Source organism: Mesorhizobium sp. LCM 4576, from assembly GCF_001854815.1.
In the GTDB taxonomy this organism is placed as follows: Bacteria; Pseudomonadota; Alphaproteobacteria; order Rhizobiales; family Rhizobiaceae; genus Mesorhizobium; species Mesorhizobium plurifarium.
This window is the reverse complement of sequence record NZ_MDDT01000064.1, coordinates 1-17,027: the sequence shown is the minus strand read 5'-3', so window position 1 is coordinate 17,027 and position 17,027 is coordinate 1. Positions and strand designations below refer to the sequence as shown.

Genomic DNA, 17,027 nt, shown 5'->3' with positions numbered 1-17,027 from the left:
GTCATTCCTCCGGCGTGTCGGCAAAGGCGAAAAAAGCGTCGCCGACGATCTTCTGCACCTGCTCGTAACTCGACCAGCCGATGCCCAGTTTCTCATAGAAGGCCTTGGCGGTTTCGTTGTCGGTGTCGACGGAGAGCCTCAGATAGGCGCCGCCCGTCGCGCGGCACTCTTTCGCGACGCGCCGCARCAGCCTTTCGCCCACCCGGCGGCCGCGGAAGCGATCCTCGACGTAAAGGTCCTGCACATAGACGCCCGGTCGGCCCATCCAGGTCGAGAAGATCGGAAAATGCAGGCAAAGCCCGGCGAATTCGCCGCCGATCTCGGCGATCAGGGTCGAGAAGGCGGGCCTTTCGCCGAAGCCGTAGCGACGAAGGTCGTCGGGCGTCGAGGTGATTTCCTGATGCGCGCCGATATGGGTGCCGAGGCGCAGCAGGGCGCCGTGGATGGTTTCGACGTCGTCGATGCGACCGGGGCGGAGGGTGACCGGTGCCGGCATCAAAACACCTTCATCACCCTTCCATCGGCAGGTCGAGTTCCTGCGCCAGCGCCTCCAGCGAATCGCCGATGATGGAGATCATCTCGCCGATCTGCTCTCTGGTGATGATCATCGGCGGCGCCACCATGAAATTGTCGCCGTCGACGCCGCCCTTGACCTTGCGGCCATAGATGATGAGGCCGCGCGCATAGGCGTGGTCGAGCAGGCGCTGTGTTGCCTTCAGGGCCGGATCGATCGGCTTCAATGTCTCCGGATCGGCGACCATTTCGGCGCCGGTGAGCAAGCCCTTGCCGCRCACGTCGGCGATGAAGGGGAAGCGCTTTTGCAAGCCCTTCAACTCCGCCATCAGCACGTCGCCCATGGCGGCTGCGTTGGCGATGAGATCGAGCCGGTCCATCTCGCCAAGCACGRCAAGGCCCGCGGCGCAGGCCAGCGGATTGCCGGCATAGGTGTGGCCGTGCTGGAAGCCGCCCGAGRCAAGCAGCGGCTCGACCAGCCGCATCGGCGCGGCCAGCGCTCCGAGCGGCGCATAGCCCGAGCCCAGCCCCTTCGAGAGCGCGACGATGTCCGGCCTGCAATTCCAGTGGTCGCCGCCGAGAAATTTGCCTGTCCTGCCGGCCCCRCTCATTACCTCGTCATGAATCAGAAGGATGCCGTAGCGGTCGCAGATTTCGCGGATGCGCGGATAATAGCTGTCGGGCGCGACGAGCGCAGCCGTTGCGGCGCCGCCGACCGGCTCCATGATGAAGGCCAGAACGCTTTCCGGGCCTTCGGACTGGATCTTTTCCTCCAGCATGTCGGCATAGCGGAGGCCGCGCTGTTCCATCGACAGGTTATCGCGGTCGCGCCAGGCCGTCGGCGCCGGCACGGTCGGCATCACCTTCATCATCGGGGTGAAGGTCTCGGCCAGCGCGTCATCGCCGGTGATGGAAAGTGAGCCGAGCGTGCCGCCATGATAGGAAGGGAAGCGGGTGATCACCTTCCAGCGCTTGGGCTGGCCGGTGGCGACCGCCCATTGCCGGGCGAGCTTGATGCAGGACTCGGTCGCTTCCGAGCCRCCGGAGACGAAGAAGATGCGGTCCATGCCTTCAGGCAGCTTGCCGGCAAGCTCCCGCGCGAGCTCCTCGGCCGGCTCGTTCTCGAAATGCAGCCGGTAGGCGAAGGTGGTTTTGTCCATCTGCCGCTTCATGGCGTCGAGGACGTTACGGTTGGAGTGGCCGATATTGGCGACCATCGGCCCACTCGAGCCGTCGATGAAGCGGCGGCCGTCCTTGGTCCAGAAATAGATGCCCTCGGCGCGGTCGACGAGTGGCCGGCGCAGGCTCGACAGATAGAATAGATGCGACGGCGGCCGCGCTTCGATTTCGGGCGAGGGCTTGGCTTGGGACTTCGGCATTGTCAGGACTTTCCAAGATAGCGGTCGAGAACATTCTTGGTCACGCGTTCGACCATCGCGTCCTGCCTTAGCAGGCCGGCGACCCATTCGCAGCTTCCGGCGTGGAAGACCTCACCCTTGCCGCGCGGGAAATTGACGATCATGCCGTTGCCGCGCTTGACCTTTTCGAGATTGGCGTCGCTCGCCTCGCCGAAAAGCGTCTCGGCGGTGAAGCGGCCGTCCTCGTCGGTGAGGAACTGATCCTCGATCGGAATGTCGGCGCTTTCCTCGACCTGGCTCGCCATGCCGACGGCCAGCACCTGCAGGCCATCCGGCGCGCCGCTGGTTTCAGTCGGGTAGGGCAGGCCGCCACGGATTTCAAAATCCAGGCCGTCGACCTCATAGCCATAGACATGGCTGTCGGCACCGAGCAGGTCGCCATAATAGATGCCGGTGCCGGCGAAGGCCCAGTGCTCCGGACGGTAGACCGGAAAGCCGCGCACGCCGCGCGGCGCGCAGCCGCCCCAGCCGGCATAGACGCCCCTGGTGGCGTTGAGGCCGAAGGTGGCGCTGCCCGGGCGGCCGATCTCGGGCGCCTCCCAGGAGTTGGTGGCGCGGGTGACGTTGCCGCCGCGATAGGCGGGGTCCTCCGCGCGCGCCTTGTATTTGTAGCAGACCTGGCGGCGGCCTTCGTCTTCCAGCCTCGTCTGCCACATGAAATTGCCGGCGAAGCGCGCCGCATGTCCGCCGCGCTCGACGTAATTGTCGACGGCGTCGCGCATCTCCCAGGTCCAGTATTCATCGTGCCCGACGAAGACGACGCAATCATAGCCATCGAGGATGTTGGGCGAGAAATGGAGCTCGTGCTGACTGGCGAGATCAATCGCATAACCGGCGCGCTCGGCGAAGCGGAAGAAATGGCTGTCGTAGCTCGCCCAGCCCGAAGAGGCGTATTTCTTCGAATGGCCAGTGGCGAAGGCCCACTCCATATGCGGATAGCGCGGCACGGTCTTCGGCGGCACCGCGACGTCCAGCGGCACGCGCGGCGCGTCCTGGGGCAGCACGACGAAGCCGCGGCACCAGGGGCGCTGYGTCGATACCGTCGTGGCATATTGGTCGCGGTTCGGGCCGGTGATGCCCTGATAATGATTCGAGCCGCCCCAGGTGTTGTAGGCGGTCCAGGTGCCGGTGGCGGCGACCTGCAGCAGGCGGCCTGGCTTGCGACCGGGCAAGGGCGCTACGATGAAAAGATGGTGGCTGCGGATCGGATTGYCGTCGCGGCCGTCGGCAAGAAGCGTGACGCGATAGGCGCCGGACGGCCAGTCGTCGCCGATGCGGAATTCGAACGAAGCCTCCCAGCCGCAGCCTTCGACCGAGCATTGGTCGGGCGTATCCTGCCAGCGCGCCGACAGGCCAGCTCCCTCGAAGACCTTGGTTTCGCTGTTGCCGTCGCGGATGACGGCAAGGCTGAATTGCGGCGCCGTCGCGCTGACGAAAAGCGTCACCGTCTCGCCCGGATGATAGGAAAACCGGTCGCTGTAACACCAGATCTCACCGCCGGAGCCATCCATTCCCGGCCATTCGTAATAGTGGCCGCGCACCGCTTCGCGGCGCTGCTCGGGCGTCAGTCCGAAGTCGGGAAATTCGGTGGGCAGTTGCGTCAAGGAACACCTGAGATCACGAGGCCGTCATTGAGACCATTGGCCGGCCGAGCGTCAAATGGAAAGCATCGGGCCAGCGCGCGCTTGGCCATATCCGGCAAACAGACTATTTCATGGGAAGGCGACGTTCAGTGCCGGGGAGTCGACATGCTGCGGGTACAAAAGGTCAAGGTCGACGACATCTACGTGCCGACGGCGCGTCGCAAGACGCTGCATCCCGAGACCGTGCGCCATCTTGCCGAGGATATCCTCGAGAATGGCATGAAGACGCCGATCCAGGTGCGGCACGACGGCAAGCGCCACATCCTAGTTGAGGGGCTGCACCGGCTCGAAGCCGCCAAGTGGCTCGGCGAAACCACGATCGACGCCTATCTCGTGCAGGCCAAGCGCCACTGATCCTGAGCGTCCGGCCGCTTCATCACCGTTACCGATCGCGTCCCATCAATGCTTTTTGATTGACGCTGCCGCGCCGGCGGCTAGAGCGTGCCGATAGTTCACGAACAGGAAGCTTGCCATGGCAAAATATGAGGGCGGATGCCTGTGCGGCGCGGTGCGCTACAAGGCCGAAGTCGAACCGGTCAACGAACGGGTCTGCCATTGCCGGATCTGCCAGAGAGCGATCGGCGCCGCCTTCAATGCGCGACTTCTGTTCCGTATCGACGACGTGACCATCGAAGGCCCGGTGGCGACAATCAATTCCACGCCGGACCTCAAGCGCGGCTTCTGCCCGGCCTGCGGCACCACGCTGTTCTCACGGCGCGACTCCCGGGGCATTCTCGGCGTCACGTCGGGGTCGCTCGACGACCCGTCGCTGTTCAAGCCCGACATGCATTTCTGGACCGCCTCGAAGCAGCCCTGGGTGATGCTCGACGATGGCCTGCCGCAATATGAAGGCGCGCCGCCGGCCTGAGTCATTGCGACGCAGGCCTGCACAAAAATTTCATCTTCGATTCACGACATAGCCGGCAAAGCGTCATTGGCGAGCCATCATTGCTGCCTATTTAAAGCGGTGCGGGCCGGCATCGAGGAGGCGACGGATGAGCGAGAGCATCAACACCCTGGACGAGCTTTTGAACGACCCGATGATCCAGCTCGTGATGGAACGCGACCGGGTGCGTCCGGCCGAGATCCGCCTGCTTCTGGAGAAGGCGCGCGACAGGGCTGGCGATGATTCCCGCATCGACCAGGCTTCGGTGCCGCCGGCGCATGTGGTGGCAAGAAGCTGCCTGAAGCAATGGCTCTACCRCTGAGGCGGCCCACAAAATGTCAGTTTCCCGCCGGAATTGCGCAGGGACAACAGCTGCCGATCAACTCGAATGCGCGGGCAGGTAGCTGTAATGATTGCGCAAATAGGCGAGCTTGAAGCCGAGCCGGTCGTAGTTGCGATAGGCCGGTCCGTCGCGGTCGGGGCGCGGCGCCTCGATGTCGGCGACAAAAAGTTTTGCGCCGGCGGCGATGCCGTCGCGAACCAGCCTTTCRCCAAGCATGGCGTCAAGATCGAAGCTCGGCGCCRTGATGCCGGGCACCGGCGCATCGATGCCGCTCCAGGCGGTGCCGTCTGAGATGAAGAGCGAGCGCACGGCGGCGACCRCACCCCTGCGTTTCAGCATGTAGTGACGCCAGCCCTTGCGGCCGACAAGCGCCATGAGCCAGGGCGAGGTGGGGAGCCTGTATTTGGCATCGATGAAGGAAGCCCATTGCGAAGCTGTCCTGGGCGTGACCTGCTCGACCACCAGATCGTCTACCGGGATCAGCGGGTCACCCGGGAAAAGTGGTTTGTCCGGCAGCKGCGTCGCGTCGCGATAGATGCGCTCCCAACCGCCCTGATGCTGCAGGCCGCGCGCTTCCAGCCAGCATCGCAGCCGCRCCGGTTCGACATGCGGGTTGGTATAGAACCACGGCCGCGTGATACCGGCATCACGGTAGCGCGCGAGCAGCGCGTCGACCTGTTCTTCCGTCGCCGGACCGTCGACACCGATATTCTTCACGCAGTTGAAATGGATGAACGGGATCGTCGTGCAGGTGGTCCAGACCAGATCGCCMTCGCTCGCGATCGACAGCCCTTGCCGCGCGGCGAAGTCGGTGGGCGCCGCTTCGTAGAGGTCGAGCCAGGCCGCCACTTCGGCGCGCTCGATGGCGCGGCTGAAATCGCGCGACACCTCCTCGATTGCGATTTCAGGGRCATGCGTTTCCGGCGGCGTGACCGGCTCCAATTCCGCGAGGGCGGCGGTCGACATGACTATCCTCCTGCGATACACCTTACAGTGTAAGATTAGTGGATGATAATATGGTGCCGAAGGTTGTCAAGCAGGATTAGCGGCACCTTACAAATCCGTGAGTTGGAATCACGCTATCGTGAGGCTAAGCCTGTCTTCCAGGGCTTTCGAATGACGATTCACTTTTGCCTCGGCAGGGGCCGGGGCGTCGGGAAAAGGATTGAGATGACCGACGTCTGCACTCAAGGGTTGGATACCGGCTTTGTCGGCCTGGGTTATGCCAAGGTGGCATTTCTGGGCATCGTGCAAGGCATCACCGAATTGCTGCCGATCTCGTCGACCGCGCATATGCGCATCGTGCCGGCCGTGCTCGGCTGGCAGGACCCAGGCTCGGCCTTCTCCGCCGCAATGCAACTGGCGGCGCTGGCGGCGGTGGTCAGCTATTTCTGGAGCGACGTCAGGGACGTGCTGTTCGGATCGATCTCGGCGATCTCGCGCCGCGATTTCGGTGACCGTTATTTCCGCCTCGCGATCAGCATCGTGCTTGCCACCGTCCCGATCGTCATTGCGGGCCTTGCGCTTTCCGGCGTGCTCAACGCCTGCAATTCGCCGCTGCGCGGGCTCGCAGTCATCGGCTGGGCCTGCATCGCCATGGCCATCCTCTTGGCGCTCGCCGAGATTTTCGCCAGCCACAAGCTCATGCTGCGCCAGGCATCGATCCTCGACGCGCTGCTGGTGGGCATCGCCCAGGTCGGCGCGCTTATTCCCGGCGTCTCGCGCTCGGGCTCGACGCTGACGGCGGCGATGGGGCTGGGCTTTGCCCGGCCGGAGGCGGCGCGCCTGTCCTTCCTGCTCGGCTTGCCGGCCATCGCGCTGGCCGGCCTCAAGGAGCTCTATGAACTGCACAAGGTGCATCTCGACGCGCATGGCTGGTCGATCCTGGCTGTCGGCCTCGTCGTCGCCTCGATCTCAGCCTTCTTCGCCATTTGGGGACTGATGCGGGTGCTCGAACGCTTCTCCGCCTGGCCGTTCGTCATCTATCGCGGTCTGYTCGGCGTGGTGCTGCTGATCGGCGTCGCCACCGGCTGGCTCACCTAGGGTGTGTCGATATTCAGGTGAGGCCCGGCCTGCAAATGGCGGCTTCCTGCGCTTCCGGTGCTCACGTACTTAAGTACGCTCCGCTCCGGTTCTCGAAAGCCACCATTTTCGGCTCGGCCTGACCTGAATCTCGACACACCCTGCCTGGCCTGGAGGCCGCCACGCCATCCGCTATTTCTTCGGGGCTCTGATGGATCTAGTGACGCTGCTGCAATCGGTGCCTTTGCTGGCAACGCTGGTGAAATCGGCGGTGCCTGCCGCGGTCGGCGCGGGCATGGGCCTTGGCCAGTGGCTGGCGGCGCTGCCGCCCTGCCGCAACCAGACCTTCGAGAACGCGACCTACCTGGTCTGCGAGACCGATCCGAAGCATTTTTCCATCGAACTGTTCTGGAAAGACAAGGACGGCGAGCTCTACCGGTCTCTGCACAATCTGCGCAGCGCACAGCAGGCGACGGGGCGCACCATGCTCTTCGGCATCAATGCCGGCATGTATCATCCGAACCTCGCGCCGGTCGGGCTCTATGTCGAACACGGCGAGCAGGTCACGCCGGCGAGGACCGGATCGGGAACCGGCAATTTCTCCATGCAGCCGAACGGCATCTTTTATCTCAGCGCCGGCAAGGYCGGCGTTCGCGCGACCAGGGATTACCTGAAGCGTCCGCCGCGCGTGGACTACGCAACGCAGTCCGGAYCGATGCTGGTCATCGACGGCAAGCTGCATCCGAAATTTCAGGCAAACGGCACCTCGCGCAAGATCCGCGACGGCGTGGGCGTGCGCGCCGACGGCGTCGCGGTCTTCGCGATCTCCGACGACGTCGTGACCTTCCACGAATTCGCGCGGCTGTTCCGCGACGAGCTCGGCTGCCCGAATGCGCTCTTCCTCGACGGCTCGATCTCGAGCCTTTATGCGCCCGGGATCGGCCGCAACGACGATTTCTGGAATCTCGGGCCGATGATCGGCGTGTTCAGGCGGTAGCCGACCGTCTTCGGCGTCATCTCGAATCATCCGATCGCGCCAAAGGTAAATTTTGATTCAAACTTTGTTGGTAATTTCTCATTAGGAATGGGGTTTCCGGCGGCGTTGTTCCTGCCTTCGGTCTGTTTTGTCTCGCGTACAGGTCAAAGATGCGGATTTTTGGCGTCGTCAGTTTCGTGCTCGCAGCGCTTTGCCTTGGCGGCTGCTCGTCCACGTCGGGCGTCGATGCCTTGCAGTTGCCGTCCAACGAGACGACGAGCTCGGTCGTGCGGCCGAGCGCGCCGGTGTCGAAAGGCGTGAAGACCGCCGTAAGGGAAAAGACCGTCGAGACCGCGTCGATGTCGGGCATGGCGCGCATCACGCCGCCGGCGCCGCTGCTTGACGAAGGTAACGCGGGCGCTGACGACGAGAATTCGCGCCCCTTCGGCCTCGCCGAGGAGGAGACGGTGAACTTCCCGGCGACCGATCTGCCGGACAGCGTCGAGCCGCCGGTGCAGGAGGCAGCGCTCGTCTCGCCGCCGAAGCGGCTGTCGYGCGCCGCGCCCGCCATGCTCGCCAGCCCGGTCACCCGCTATGCGTTCCGCGATGCCAAGCCGATCAATTTCGGYCGCTCCTCGCCGCGGCATCTCGCCGTGCATGGCGTCGACGTCTCGCGCTGGCAGGGCAACATCAACTGGGAAAAGCTTCGCGCCCAGGGCGCCAACTTCGCCTATATCAAGGCGACCGACGGCGGCGACCATCTCGACCCAATGTTCATGAAGAATTGGCGCAACGCCGATGCCGCCGGGCTGAAGCGCGGCGCCTATCATTTCTTCTACTGGTGCCGCACGGCCGGCGAGCAGGCCGACTGGTTCATCCGCAACGTGCCGAAGGTCGACGGCGCGCTGCCGCCGGTCATCGACGTCGAGTGGAACGGCGAATCCTCCTGCAAGCGCAGGCCATCGCGCGACAAGGTGCTGGAGAAGATGCAGGTGTTCATGGACAAGCTGGAGCGCCATTACGGCCAGCGTCCGATCATCTACACCAGCCCCGACTTCTATCGCGACAACCTGCGCGGGGCCTTCTTGGATTACCCGTTCTGGCTGCGCGCCGTGGCGGCGCATCCGTCAAAGGTCTATCCCGGCCGCAAATGGCTGTTCTGGCAGTATTCGGGCTCCGGGCTGTCGCATGGCGTAAGCGGCCGCATCGACCTCAACGTCTTCCACGGCGACGAGCGCCAATGGCGCGCCTGGCTGGGCGGCGGCGGGCAGATGGTGGCCGACGCGGATTAGGCGCTTCTCCTTCTCCCCAAGGGAGATGAGCGGACGCCTCGCAATGCGCCGTCGTCATACTCGGGCTTGACCCGAGTATCCATGCCGTGACCTTTGTCGTAGCGTGCAACGGCGCAGAATTCTGGACCGCTGCAACGCGTTCATATCACGGCATGGATTCCAGGGTCTTCGCGCGTCGCTTCGCTCCTTGCTCCGCCCTGGAATGACGAATTTGGAGGGGGCGTCGGCACATCACCCCTCGTTGATCATCGCCTCGATGTTGTAGCCGTCGGGATCGAGCACGAAGCAGGCGTAGTAATGCTCGGCATAGTCCGGGCGCGGCCCCGGGCGCGCCATTGTCCGCTGCGCCCGCTTCGAGCGCCGCGCGGTAGAACGCGTCGACCTCGGCCTTGCTCTTCACCCGGAAGGCGACATGCAGATGGGTGAGCGGCGGCGTCTCGCCCGTCCGCTGGATCTCGAACAGGCAGCCTTTGCCGACATCGAAGGCCCAGAACACGCTCTCCTTGCCGAAGGACAAGCTGTAGCCCAGGGGCGCAAAGGCTCTCTCATAGAAGAGCTTGCTCTTGGCGAGGTCGCCGACTTCGATGGTGATGTGGTCRATCATGACGAATATCGCGGACGCTCAGATGAGCCGACCGCAACGATTTTTCAAGCCAGCAAGCCAACCTCAAGTCGACGCACGTTGYGGGCTCGCCTTGTGTCCCCAAAAAACAGCAAGAGTTGTGACCTCAGTTTGGATGGGCGAGCCTTTTGGATCTTCGGGAATGATTCCGTGACCCCCTTGAGCCAACTCCTGTCTAACACCGTATCGGAGTAGTTCTGTCGAACTCTTAGCCTCTTAATGTGGTTGAGAACACGATTTGCTTGGCCATGTGTCAGCCTACTTGATTTCGCAAGTTCCCCCACTCCGGTGAACTTCTTGAACTCTGAGAACGGGTAAAGAAAGCAGAGCGCAAACATGGTGGCTTGCCATTCAGCGCTGTGAGCGAAACCTGCTCCCTCGACTCTCTGCTGATAAGGTTCTGCAGCACTGTTTAGCCCAAGCGCTGCGTATCGATGATGCAGCAAAAGGTGCCCAACCTCGTGCATGATTATTTCCGCCGAAAACATGCATCCGTTAGACGCGCCTTCGTAAATGCTATCTGAGACGACTATTCCCAGCGGATCCTCGGAGACGAATGCCCGCGCGCTTCCCATCTTATTATCCGACTCGATGTGAACATATAACCCTGGAAATAGCTTTGGTAGGTCAATCTCAATAAAACGAATTATATCAAACGTCCCTTTGTTTGAGTTTGAAAGTTCTTTTCGGACCCATTCGGCCAATATGCGAATTTTGTTGGCCGAAGCACCTCTGCTAATAAATACATCGTCCATTGTTAAGCACCATATCGGGGCTGGGTAACACGGGTGATTTTGTAGGTCGGATCCTGCTCTGCGAGCGCTAACTCGACTTCAGTCTTGTCGAGCTCAAGTATGTCCATCACCAAGAGCACATAGTGGGCTGGCGGCGATTTTTCTCCGCGCTCGATACGAGATATGTCGAGGGGGGATGTCCCTACTAACTTCGCTAGCTCGGGCCTTGTCATAGTCATCGCACTGCGCCCTTCGGAGCAAAGACGTCCGAAGGGCGTGAGGCGATAGGGATCCGAGCTAAGCGGAGTATTCATGATCCCACACTCAAAGTTGTGACTCTGCCCCTCTGGAAGCCATTGAAATCATTGCATGATTTTTTAGGAAGAAATTCCACACCCAAAGTTGTGACTCTCCCAGATGCAAAGTTGTAACCTTGAGCGTTCCGGGAAGGTTTTCCGGCGCGTTTTCGGCTTTCAAGAATAGGTTCGGCGGCGTTCCGGACGAGGAAGTCTATCTCGTGTTGGGCGAGGTATTCRCGCCCTTTCGTTGAGGCCGTTTCAGGGGAGGGACTTGTCGGCTCTGCGGGGCGGACTAGGCTTCAATAACTTCCCGCGCTGCAACGCGTGGGGGGAGCCAGCGACRGATCGACTGACGCGGCATACCGCGGATAGCGCTGGCCCGCCGGGCGGATGCCCGGTCATTCGGTTACGCCGATGGGCCTGATGGCCTGGTAGGTCGAGTGGGACTTCGGCCAGGAGGACAGCAGTRGCCTCCTGGCCGCTCTCCCCTCTTGCGATTGGGTTTGCCTCTCGGCTGTGAATGCTCTACCTATCGTCTATGGCTTTGCCACGGGGTCTGGCTGCACGCCGACCGCCATAAGGGACCTTCGGGTCCCTTATGTGTTTCTGGAATTCACCCATTCCTAGTGATGGCTGCCCGAGACGGCCTGGCTCTTCGAGCGGAGATCCGGACTGAGGTTGGCATCAATTTCAGCTGTGCCTAGAAATGCAGCAGCCTTCACAGAATCACGTTGGGTAGAAGACTGCTAGAGCACATCCGGCTTAATCCGGATCATATCCAGCTGCCTTGAAGTAGTTTGCGCATTCGTCTGGGGAGAACAGCTGGACGATCGAGCCGACGGCATCCCACAGGGCGCTGATTGTTCGCTCTGCTTTGGCGCGCAGAAGCGCCTTGAGCTTTGAGAAGGCGTTCTCGATCGGGTTAAAGTCGGGGCTGTATGGTGGCAACAAGGTGAATGTCGCGCCGGCCTGCTCGATCGCATCGCGCACCCCTGCCGCCTTGTGCGCCGGTAAGTTGTCCATGATGACGATGTCGCCCGGCTTCAGGGTCGGGACGAGGACCTGTTCGACATAGGCCCGGAAGACCGTGYCGTTCATGGCGCCATCATAGACGAACGGCGCGGTCATGCCGGTCAGCCGCAGCGCGCCGGTGAAAGTGGTGGTCTTCCAGTGGCCATGAGGCACGCCAGCCCGACAGCGCTCGCCGCGTGGCGCACGGCCCCGCAGCCGCGCCATCTTGGTCGACAGGCCGGTCTCATCGATGAAGACGAGCCGGGCTGGATCGAGATCGAGCTGGCCGTCGAACCRGGCGCGACGGCGCTTCAGGACGTCCGGACGGGTCTGCTCCAGTGCATGTGCGGACTTTTTTTGAACGTCCAGCCGCGCTTGCCAAGCCAGGCGCTCAACGCACTGCGACCGATGCGGACCGACGCTTCGACTGCGAGCCGCTCGACCATCTCGTCCAGCGTGATGTCCTTGCGCGCCTCGATCAGCCCGACGATGAAGGCTTCATGCGCATCCAGACTGGAGGCGCGCCGCCAACCCTGTGGCCGAGGCGTCCGCTCGCCGAGCTTGGCTCGCGCGACCCAGCGGATCGCACTTGATACTCCGACCCCGAACCGGGCCGCTGCCTGCCGCGCCGACATACCCTCGTCGGAAGCCTTCAAAACCCGCGACCGAAGATCTTCGCTCAGTGCTCTTGCCATCATCCACCTCATCAAAGTGGACGTTGAATCAGCCGAGAAGGCCTGTGTCACATCACAATCGATTCATCGATCAATGGATTTGCTCTAGGGTCTTGAAAATATATCATTGACAGTATATCTTGGGGCGAGCATGGCCGAGTGGCAGGTCGTATTCCATCCGGATTTCGTTGGAGAGTTTCGGGCGCTGGATAGGGAAGTGAAGATAGCGGTCGGCGAGGTTTTCGACGAGCTTCGAGAGAAAGGACCGAAGCTTGGACGGCCGGATGTGGATACATTGAACGGGTCGGCCTACGCCAACATGAAGGAAATACGCTTCAAGGCGGCCGACGGAGTTTGGCGCTTCGCTTTTGCCTTTGATCCCAAAAAGAGAGCAGTGGTTCTCTGCGGCGGTGACAAGTCCGGCGTTAGCGAAGACCGATTTTACCGGGCGCTGATTGAAAAGGCAGACGGTCGCTTCAAGGAATGGCTGGAGAGCTTGTGATGATGAAGGGTGCGAAGAGCTGGGTTGAGATCCGGTCGGAACTCGATCCCGATATCCAGAAGGAGTTGGACGAGCGGATTGCCCGCCGACGTCTAGGTGAAGCCTTGGCTGAAATCCGCAAAGAACGCAAGATGACGCAGAAGAACGTCAGCGTCGGTGCTGCCATGACCCAGAACAACATTTCGCGCATGGAGCATGGAGAAGACATGCTGCTTTCCTCCATCGTGCGGTACATGCAAGCCCTGGGTGGAGGACTGGAGCTGGTTTTGAAGCTGCCGGATGGTTCGGCTCGCCATGTGGCTGTTGAACCAAAGCGGCAGCAATCTGACCAGGTCAGAGAACCCGCGCGGGCCGCCGCGCACAGGTAAGACTGCTTTACGGCCATTGCCGCCGAAACCGCACCGAGTCCTTCGGCTGTCTTTCGTCATCAATACGTCACGTTGCCTTCTCTGAGCGACCGTGCCACCCGCGGCGGCGCGGTCGCTCAGAGAGGATCAATATCAGTTTAACCGCAGATGGCTGAAATGCCCGCTATTCGGTAGCARCCGCCACCAGACCTTCAATCCTGGATTTGATACCCCTCTGAAATCAGGATTTCAGKGGGCAAGATGGGCGTTTCAGACGAGTTGAAGGGCAAGCGAAGCGAGCTGGCAGGGCGTGCCCGCGAGCTGGCGGCGGCGCTTGCCGAGCTGCAGTCGCAGATCGCGGCCGTCGACAAGGTGATCGGGATCTACGAGCCGGAATGGAAACCGGAAGAGCAGCCGAAGAAGCRCCGCGGCCGTCCGCCGACGGCGATGAGCGCCAAGGAGCTCGACAAGCTTATCGGCGGGACGAACAAGCGACAGATGACGCTCGAGATTCTGCGCACCGCCAGGCGGCCGCTGTCGACCGCCGAATGCGCCCAGGAATTCGCGACAAGGCATGGCCTTTCCGGAGACGATCCCAGGGTCGCCCTCATCGGCAACCGCCTGTCATCGATCCTCGACGCTCTCCGGAAGGCCGGGCGCGTCCGCCACGCAGCCATGCTGGACGGCCACCGCCGTCAGTGGGAGATCGCCGCCTGAGTGCTCAGGCGGGCGCGAGGGGCCTGTCGAAGTCCTCGAAGGCCGGATCGGGCGGGCTGTTCCCCTGCCAGTAGCCGCAGAAATTCCTCGAGGTCGGGTTCAGCATCGCGGCGAACAGCACAAGCGCCGTCAGCTGGCCGTTGCTCTTCCGGCGATTGTCCTCGCGCCAGGCGATGTCGGCGACGTAATAGTCGAAATATTTCAGCGAGAAGCGGTGGTGATGCCGACATAGGCCCGCTGGATGCSCGAGAAGAAGCTCTCAACGTGGTTCGTGTTGGTGCCGTCCTCTGTTTGGTAGGCTTCCGAGTGGTTCACCTGCTTGTGCTTGTTGAGGCCGGCCAGGTCGGCATAGCTGGGGTGTTCGTCGGTGACGACTGTCGCGTCCCGGCTGACATGGTCGYGGACCGTCGCCCACGCGGCCTCGCCCTGCTCCTCGCGGACGATGCGCGTGAAGGTACGCTCGAATCCGCTGCCGTTCTTCTCGCGCAGCGCGAGCACGCAGAGCCGCTTCATGTTCAGGTACTTCTTCAGGCGGCGGTCGATCCGCTCCTCGGCCTTGTTCTCGGGCTTGATGTGGCCGCCCGCGTACTTGCCGTCCATCTGGATCTGGCCCTCGAGCTTCATGCCGACGCGCCGCAAGCCCCAGGGCTTCCTTGATCTTCAGCGACAGGACCCAGGCGGTCTTGTACTGCACGCCGAGCTCGCGGGAGAGGTGCAGCGCGGCCATGCCCTTCACCGCATTCACCGACATCCAGATCGCGGCCAGCATCTTCCAGAAGCTGAGCTTGTGGAAGGCGAACACGGTGCCGGAGGTGACCGAGAACTCGCGGCGGCAGCCGGAACACTTGAAGGCGCGCCTGCGGAGCGCGTAGCAGTCGAGAACGCCGCAATGCGGGCAGACGGGCTCGCCGCTCGTCTTGGGCCAGCGGAACTGGCGGAAGATCGCGTAGGCTTCCTCTTCGTCAATCTCTACGAGCAGCTGGATCGACATGTCCCGGCATTCCGGGGACATCAGGAAGTGCTGGCCGTCCTGGTATTTCACACCTCTGCGCCTCAGCGGCGTGATCGACGTGGACGAAATCCCAAGCCTCCGGACGCTCCAGAATCCTCGGAGTCAGGCGGGGCGCGGGGGAATTGGAGGCGCGGGTGTTCATGTTCAGGCTCCGGTTGGCAGTCGTCGATACGCGTGGCGATGCGGCGGCCCGGAAGGCCGTCGAAAATCAGCGCCGTATGCGTATCMGCCTGAACATGAGGCGGGCCCTTAGTGGATCCGGTTGCGGGAGTCGATCGGTTCTTTGACCTGGGGTTAACGAGAACTAACGGGCGAATTCTTTCAAGGCATTTTAGCTAATGCGCAAATGAGGGTTTGTGCCGTTTCCACCGCTAGTGGCAGGCCGTGCAACCCGGTTCCCGGGTAGTCAATGCTCCCTATTGTGCGACGCATTCGCTGGCCGAGATCGCCGTCGATCGGGGCGGGTTCAACAGAAACGGATCGCTTGGAAACGGTCGAARATGGTTGACCATAAATCGACATTCAGATCAACTTTTCTGATCAATAACACCTTGAAATTAGGGAACGCAGGCCGATATGGCTGTCGCATGCGTGCCGATCTAGTTGACTCTTGATCAACTCCTGGCAGTATGAGGCGGACGGGAGATGAAGTGGCCTTCGAAAACGAATGTGGACGGCTCAGGCGGCTGGCAAAGAGCGGAGCTAGGGTTCGGTACACGAACCATGCATTGGAGGAGATGGAGAAGGACCGGATATTCAAGATCGACGTTGAGAACATGCTGCCTCGATGTCAGATCACGAAGGTCGAGCCTACGAATTTCGACATAACTTGGAGAGCCGAGGGCCGAGATTCAGACGGACGACTTCTCGTTGCAGTGGTGGTAGCCGAAGAAGAAATTAGGGTAATCCGGTGATTACCTCGTTGATCAGGAAGAGCCAGCCATGACGAAGTGTTTGGAGTGCGGTTGCCCGAACATGATGCACACCATCCTTGATGAATGGGTCGAGGACTTGGGCGGCGTTACGGTCAAGCTTTTTGACGCTGTGCACTGCTATACATGCCAGAAGTGCGGGAGCAGGGAGACCGAGATACCGCACCTGAAGAGCCTTGTACGCACGGCAGCCATTGCTCGCGCGCTCATCCCGGTGAAGCTGAGTGGACCCGAGATCAGGTTCATGAGGCGGGCACTGGACATGACGCAGGAAGAGTTCGGAAATGCAATGGGCGTCGGGGCGAAGGAAACGGTCTCAAGGTGGGAGACCGATGTAAAGGGCATGGGTGAATTTACGGAAAAGACGATCCGTCACAACATTTGCGCTTTGCTGCACGAGCAAGAGCCAAGTTTTGCTTACAACCCTGCTGACATCACGAAGATGAGGGTTCACGAACTCGAGGAGGGGGTGGTTCTAGCCCCGATCGAGCTGCAGCTTGTTCGCGTTGCTATGAACAACGTCCGGCAAGATGCCTGGGACCGTCTAGCCGCATAAGCCGGGGCTACATTGCCCCGGCCGGACACGTCGAAGGCAGCTAAGCTGATGACGGCACCGAGTATCGGCACGGGACGAACAAGCGACAGATGACGCCCCACATCCTGCGGACCCCAGGAGGCTCAGTTTTGCGAATTGGTGGCGGTTGCTACCGACTAGCGATGTAAAGTTTGCCTATTTGGCAAAGCTCCGCCTTGAAGGGGAGCACGCAACAATGGTATTCGGCAAAAGGCGAAAGGTTCCGAAACTACCTTAAAAAGGAAACGGCCCCTTTCGGGGCCGTGCGATCGGCGAACCGATCTGGGGGCGAAGCTCTTGGTTTCCCTATCCCTGCATACGCAGGAACCATGTCTTTACGACATGGCGGCACTGGCTATCACACGCCCAATCACCAGCGATCTATGATGCAGATACCACGATTTGGCTTCGACGGTCAATGAAGTATGGAGCATTTGGTTCCCAACTCACCTAGATCTTCGCCTACTTGGGAACCACTGGACGGTACATAGACGCCATCGCTGGCAGCCG

At 61.6% G+C, this 17,027-nt stretch carries 18 protein-coding genes and 4 pseudogenes; 13 read left to right on the top strand and 9 right to left on the bottom strand.

The genetic code is table 11. From position 1 onward, the window contains the following. Position 1 precedes the first annotated feature (1 nt). The 3 genes from LCM4576_RS30420 to LCM4576_RS30410 are packed head-to-tail and all read right to left on the bottom strand — an operon-like array spanning position 2 to position 3,535. Positions 2-496 carry a GNAT family N-acetyltransferase gene (locus tag LCM4576_RS30420; RefSeq protein ID WP_071036091.1) on the bottom strand — a complete coding sequence of 165 codons (495 nt, stop codon included), beginning with the start codon at positions 494-496 and terminating at the stop codon, positions 2-4. A gap of 13 nt (positions 497-509) precedes the next feature. Next, positions 510-1,892, bottom strand: coding sequence for an aspartate aminotransferase family protein (locus LCM4576_RS30415; RefSeq protein WP_071036090.1), 1,383 nt, complete (start codon positions 1,890-1,892; stop codon positions 510-512). 2 nt (positions 1,893-1,894) lie between these two features. Then, positions 1,895-3,535 carry a N,N-dimethylformamidase beta subunit family domain-containing protein gene (locus LCM4576_RS30410; RefSeq protein ID WP_071036089.1) on the bottom strand — a complete coding sequence of 547 codons (1,641 nt, stop codon included), beginning with the start codon at positions 3,533-3,535 and terminating at the stop codon, positions 1,895-1,897. A 144-nt stretch (positions 3,536-3,679) separates the two neighbouring features. On the opposite strand from LCM4576_RS30410, the gene LCM4576_RS30405 reads away from it, so the two are divergent. The 3 genes from LCM4576_RS30405 to LCM4576_RS30395 all read left to right on the top strand — a co-directional run bounded on the left by LCM4576_RS30405 (position 3,680) and on the right by LCM4576_RS30395 (position 4,782). Next, on the top strand, positions 3,680-3,928 hold the full coding sequence (locus tag LCM4576_RS30405) for a ParB N-terminal domain-containing protein (RefSeq protein ID WP_040981203.1): 249 nt from the start codon (positions 3,680-3,682) through the stop codon (positions 3,926-3,928). A 118-nt stretch (positions 3,929-4,046) separates the two neighbouring features. Beyond that, positions 4,047-4,442 (top strand): GFA family protein, encoded by a 396-nt coding sequence (locus tag LCM4576_RS30400; protein WP_040981201.1) that lies wholly within the window; start codon positions 4,047-4,049, stop codon positions 4,440-4,442. A gap of 127 nt (positions 4,443-4,569) precedes the next feature. Further along, entirely contained in the window at positions 4,570-4,782 is a 213-nt protein-coding gene (locus tag LCM4576_RS30395) for a hypothetical protein (protein WP_071036088.1), read from the top strand. 57 nt (positions 4,783-4,839) lie between these two features. On the opposite strand, the gene LCM4576_RS30390 is transcribed toward LCM4576_RS30395, so the two are convergent. Next, on the bottom strand, positions 4,840-5,769 hold the full coding sequence (locus LCM4576_RS30390) for a hypothetical protein (protein WP_071036087.1): 930 nt from the start codon (positions 5,767-5,769) through the stop codon (positions 4,840-4,842). A gap of 204 nt (positions 5,770-5,973) precedes the next feature. On the opposite strand from LCM4576_RS30390, the gene LCM4576_RS30385 reads away from it, so the two are divergent. The 4 genes and pseudogenes from LCM4576_RS30385 to LCM4576_RS30375 all read left to right on the top strand — a co-directional run. After that, on the top strand, positions 5,974-6,846 hold the full coding sequence (locus tag LCM4576_RS30385) for an undecaprenyl-diphosphate phosphatase (protein ID WP_071036086.1): 873 nt from the start codon (positions 5,974-5,976) through the stop codon (positions 6,844-6,846). A 190-nt stretch (positions 6,847-7,036) separates the two neighbouring features. Next, complete coding sequence (locus LCM4576_RS30380) at positions 7,037-7,822, top strand: phosphodiester glycosidase family protein (protein WP_071036085.1); 786 nt, start codon at positions 7,037-7,039, stop codon at positions 7,820-7,822. 149 nt (positions 7,823-7,971) lie between these two features. Beyond that, positions 7,972-8,110, top strand: a pseudogene (locus LCM4576_RS37850) (muramidase); the annotation flags it as partial. 119 nt (positions 8,111-8,229) lie between these two features. Continuing rightward, positions 8,230-9,093: pseudogene (locus LCM4576_RS30375) on the top strand (GH25 family lysozyme); the annotation flags it as partial. A 231-nt stretch (positions 9,094-9,324) separates the two neighbouring features. Here LCM4576_RS30375 and LCM4576_RS30370 read toward each other — a convergent pair. The 3 genes and pseudogenes from LCM4576_RS30370 to LCM4576_RS35445 form a co-directional block, all read right to left on the bottom strand. Beyond that, positions 9,325-9,697 (bottom strand): annotated as a pseudogene (locus LCM4576_RS30370) (VOC family protein). Between the two features lie 775 nt (positions 9,698-10,472). Then, the gene (locus LCM4576_RS37845) at positions 10,473-10,682 is read right to left on the bottom strand and encodes a helix-turn-helix domain-containing protein (protein ID WP_371410071.1); all 210 of its coding nucleotides are present in this window, start codon (positions 10,680-10,682) and stop codon (positions 10,473-10,475) included. A gap of 828 nt (positions 10,683-11,510) precedes the next feature. Further along, positions 11,511-12,454 (bottom strand): IS630 family transposase gene (locus LCM4576_RS35445; RefSeq protein WP_198540342.1). Its coding sequence is split into 2 segments (ribosomal slippage): positions 11,511-12,118 and positions 12,118-12,454, totalling 945 coding nucleotides; the frame shifts between segments, so codons are not numbered across the junction. A gap of 130 nt (positions 12,455-12,584) precedes the next feature. Between LCM4576_RS35445 and LCM4576_RS30345 the strand changes: the two genes are divergently transcribed. The 3 genes from LCM4576_RS30345 (at position 12,585) to LCM4576_RS30335 (ending at position 13,999) form a co-directional block, all read left to right on the top strand. Beyond that, on the top strand, positions 12,585-12,935 hold the full coding sequence (locus LCM4576_RS30345; RefSeq protein ID WP_071036080.1) for a type II toxin-antitoxin system RelE/ParE family toxin: 351 nt from the start codon (positions 12,585-12,587) through the stop codon (positions 12,933-12,935). Continuing rightward, positions 12,935-13,303: a helix-turn-helix domain-containing protein gene (locus tag LCM4576_RS30340; RefSeq protein ID WP_244510961.1), complete on the top strand. Its 369-nt coding sequence runs from the start codon at positions 12,935-12,937 to the stop codon at positions 13,301-13,303. Before LCM4576_RS30345 ends, LCM4576_RS30340 begins: the two co-directional genes overlap by 1 nt. 240 nt (positions 13,304-13,543) lie before the next feature. Then, a complete protein-coding gene (locus LCM4576_RS30335) occupies positions 13,544-13,999 on the top strand; it encodes a hypothetical protein (RefSeq protein WP_071036079.1) in 456 nt (151 codons plus the stop codon). Positions 14,000-14,200: 201 nt separating this feature from the next. Here LCM4576_RS30335 and LCM4576_RS35440 read toward each other — a convergent pair whose 3' ends face one another. Continuing rightward, positions 14,201-14,623 carry a transposase gene (locus tag LCM4576_RS35440; protein WP_131803325.1) on the bottom strand — a complete coding sequence of 141 codons (423 nt, stop codon included), beginning with the start codon at positions 14,621-14,623 and terminating at the stop codon, positions 14,201-14,203. A 101-nt stretch (positions 14,624-14,724) separates the two neighbouring features. On the opposite strand from LCM4576_RS35440, the gene LCM4576_RS36660 reads away from it, so the two are divergent. Beyond that, complete coding sequence (locus LCM4576_RS36660; protein WP_157901247.1) at positions 14,725-14,871, top strand: hypothetical protein; 147 nt, start codon at positions 14,725-14,727, stop codon at positions 14,869-14,871. 14 nt (positions 14,872-14,885) lie between these two features. Here LCM4576_RS36660 and LCM4576_RS37840 read toward each other — a convergent pair. Next, positions 14,886-14,990 (bottom strand): annotated as a pseudogene (locus LCM4576_RS37840) (transposase); the annotation flags it as partial. Positions 14,991-15,661: 671 nt separating this feature from the next. On the opposite strand from LCM4576_RS37840, the gene LCM4576_RS30325 reads away from it, so the two are divergent. Together LCM4576_RS30325 and LCM4576_RS30320 are read left to right on the top strand one after the other, a co-directional pair. Further along, positions 15,662-15,925: a DUF4258 domain-containing protein gene (locus LCM4576_RS30325; protein WP_157901246.1), complete on the top strand. Its 264-nt coding sequence runs from the start codon at positions 15,662-15,664 to the stop codon at positions 15,923-15,925. Between the two features lie 61 nt (positions 15,926-15,986). Beyond that, positions 15,987-16,499, top strand: a complete 513-nt coding sequence (locus LCM4576_RS30320) for a hypothetical protein (RefSeq protein ID WP_131803324.1) — start codon at positions 15,987-15,989, stop codon at positions 16,497-16,499. Positions 16,500-17,027: the final 528 nt, after the last annotated feature.

Excerpts from the sequence above, each read along its gene's own strand:
- LCM4576_RS30405 (WP_040981203.1), top strand. The coding sequence starts at position 3,680 with ATGCTGCGGGTACAAAAGGTCAAGGTCGACGACATCTACGTGCCGACG.
- LCM4576_RS30340 (WP_244510961.1), top strand. The coding sequence starts at position 12,935 with ATGATGAAGGGTGCGAAGAGCTGGGTTGAGATCCGGTCGGAACTCGAT.
- LCM4576_RS36660 (WP_157901247.1), top strand. The coding sequence starts at position 14,725 with ATGCCCTTCACCGCATTCACCGACATCCAGATCGCGGCCAGCATCTTC.
- LCM4576_RS37845 (WP_371410071.1), bottom strand. The coding sequence starts at position 10,682 with ATGACAAGGCCCGAGCTAGCGAAGTTAGTAGGGACATCCCCCCTCGAC.
- LCM4576_RS30320 (WP_131803324.1), top strand. The coding sequence starts at position 15,987 with ATGATGCACACCATCCTTGATGAATGGGTCGAGGACTTGGGCGGCGTT.
- LCM4576_RS30345 (WP_071036080.1), top strand. The coding sequence starts at position 12,585 with ATGGCCGAGTGGCAGGTCGTATTCCATCCGGATTTCGTTGGAGAGTTT.
- LCM4576_RS30400 (WP_040981201.1), top strand. The coding sequence starts at position 4,047 with ATGGCAAAATATGAGGGCGGATGCCTGTGCGGCGCGGTGCGCTACAAG.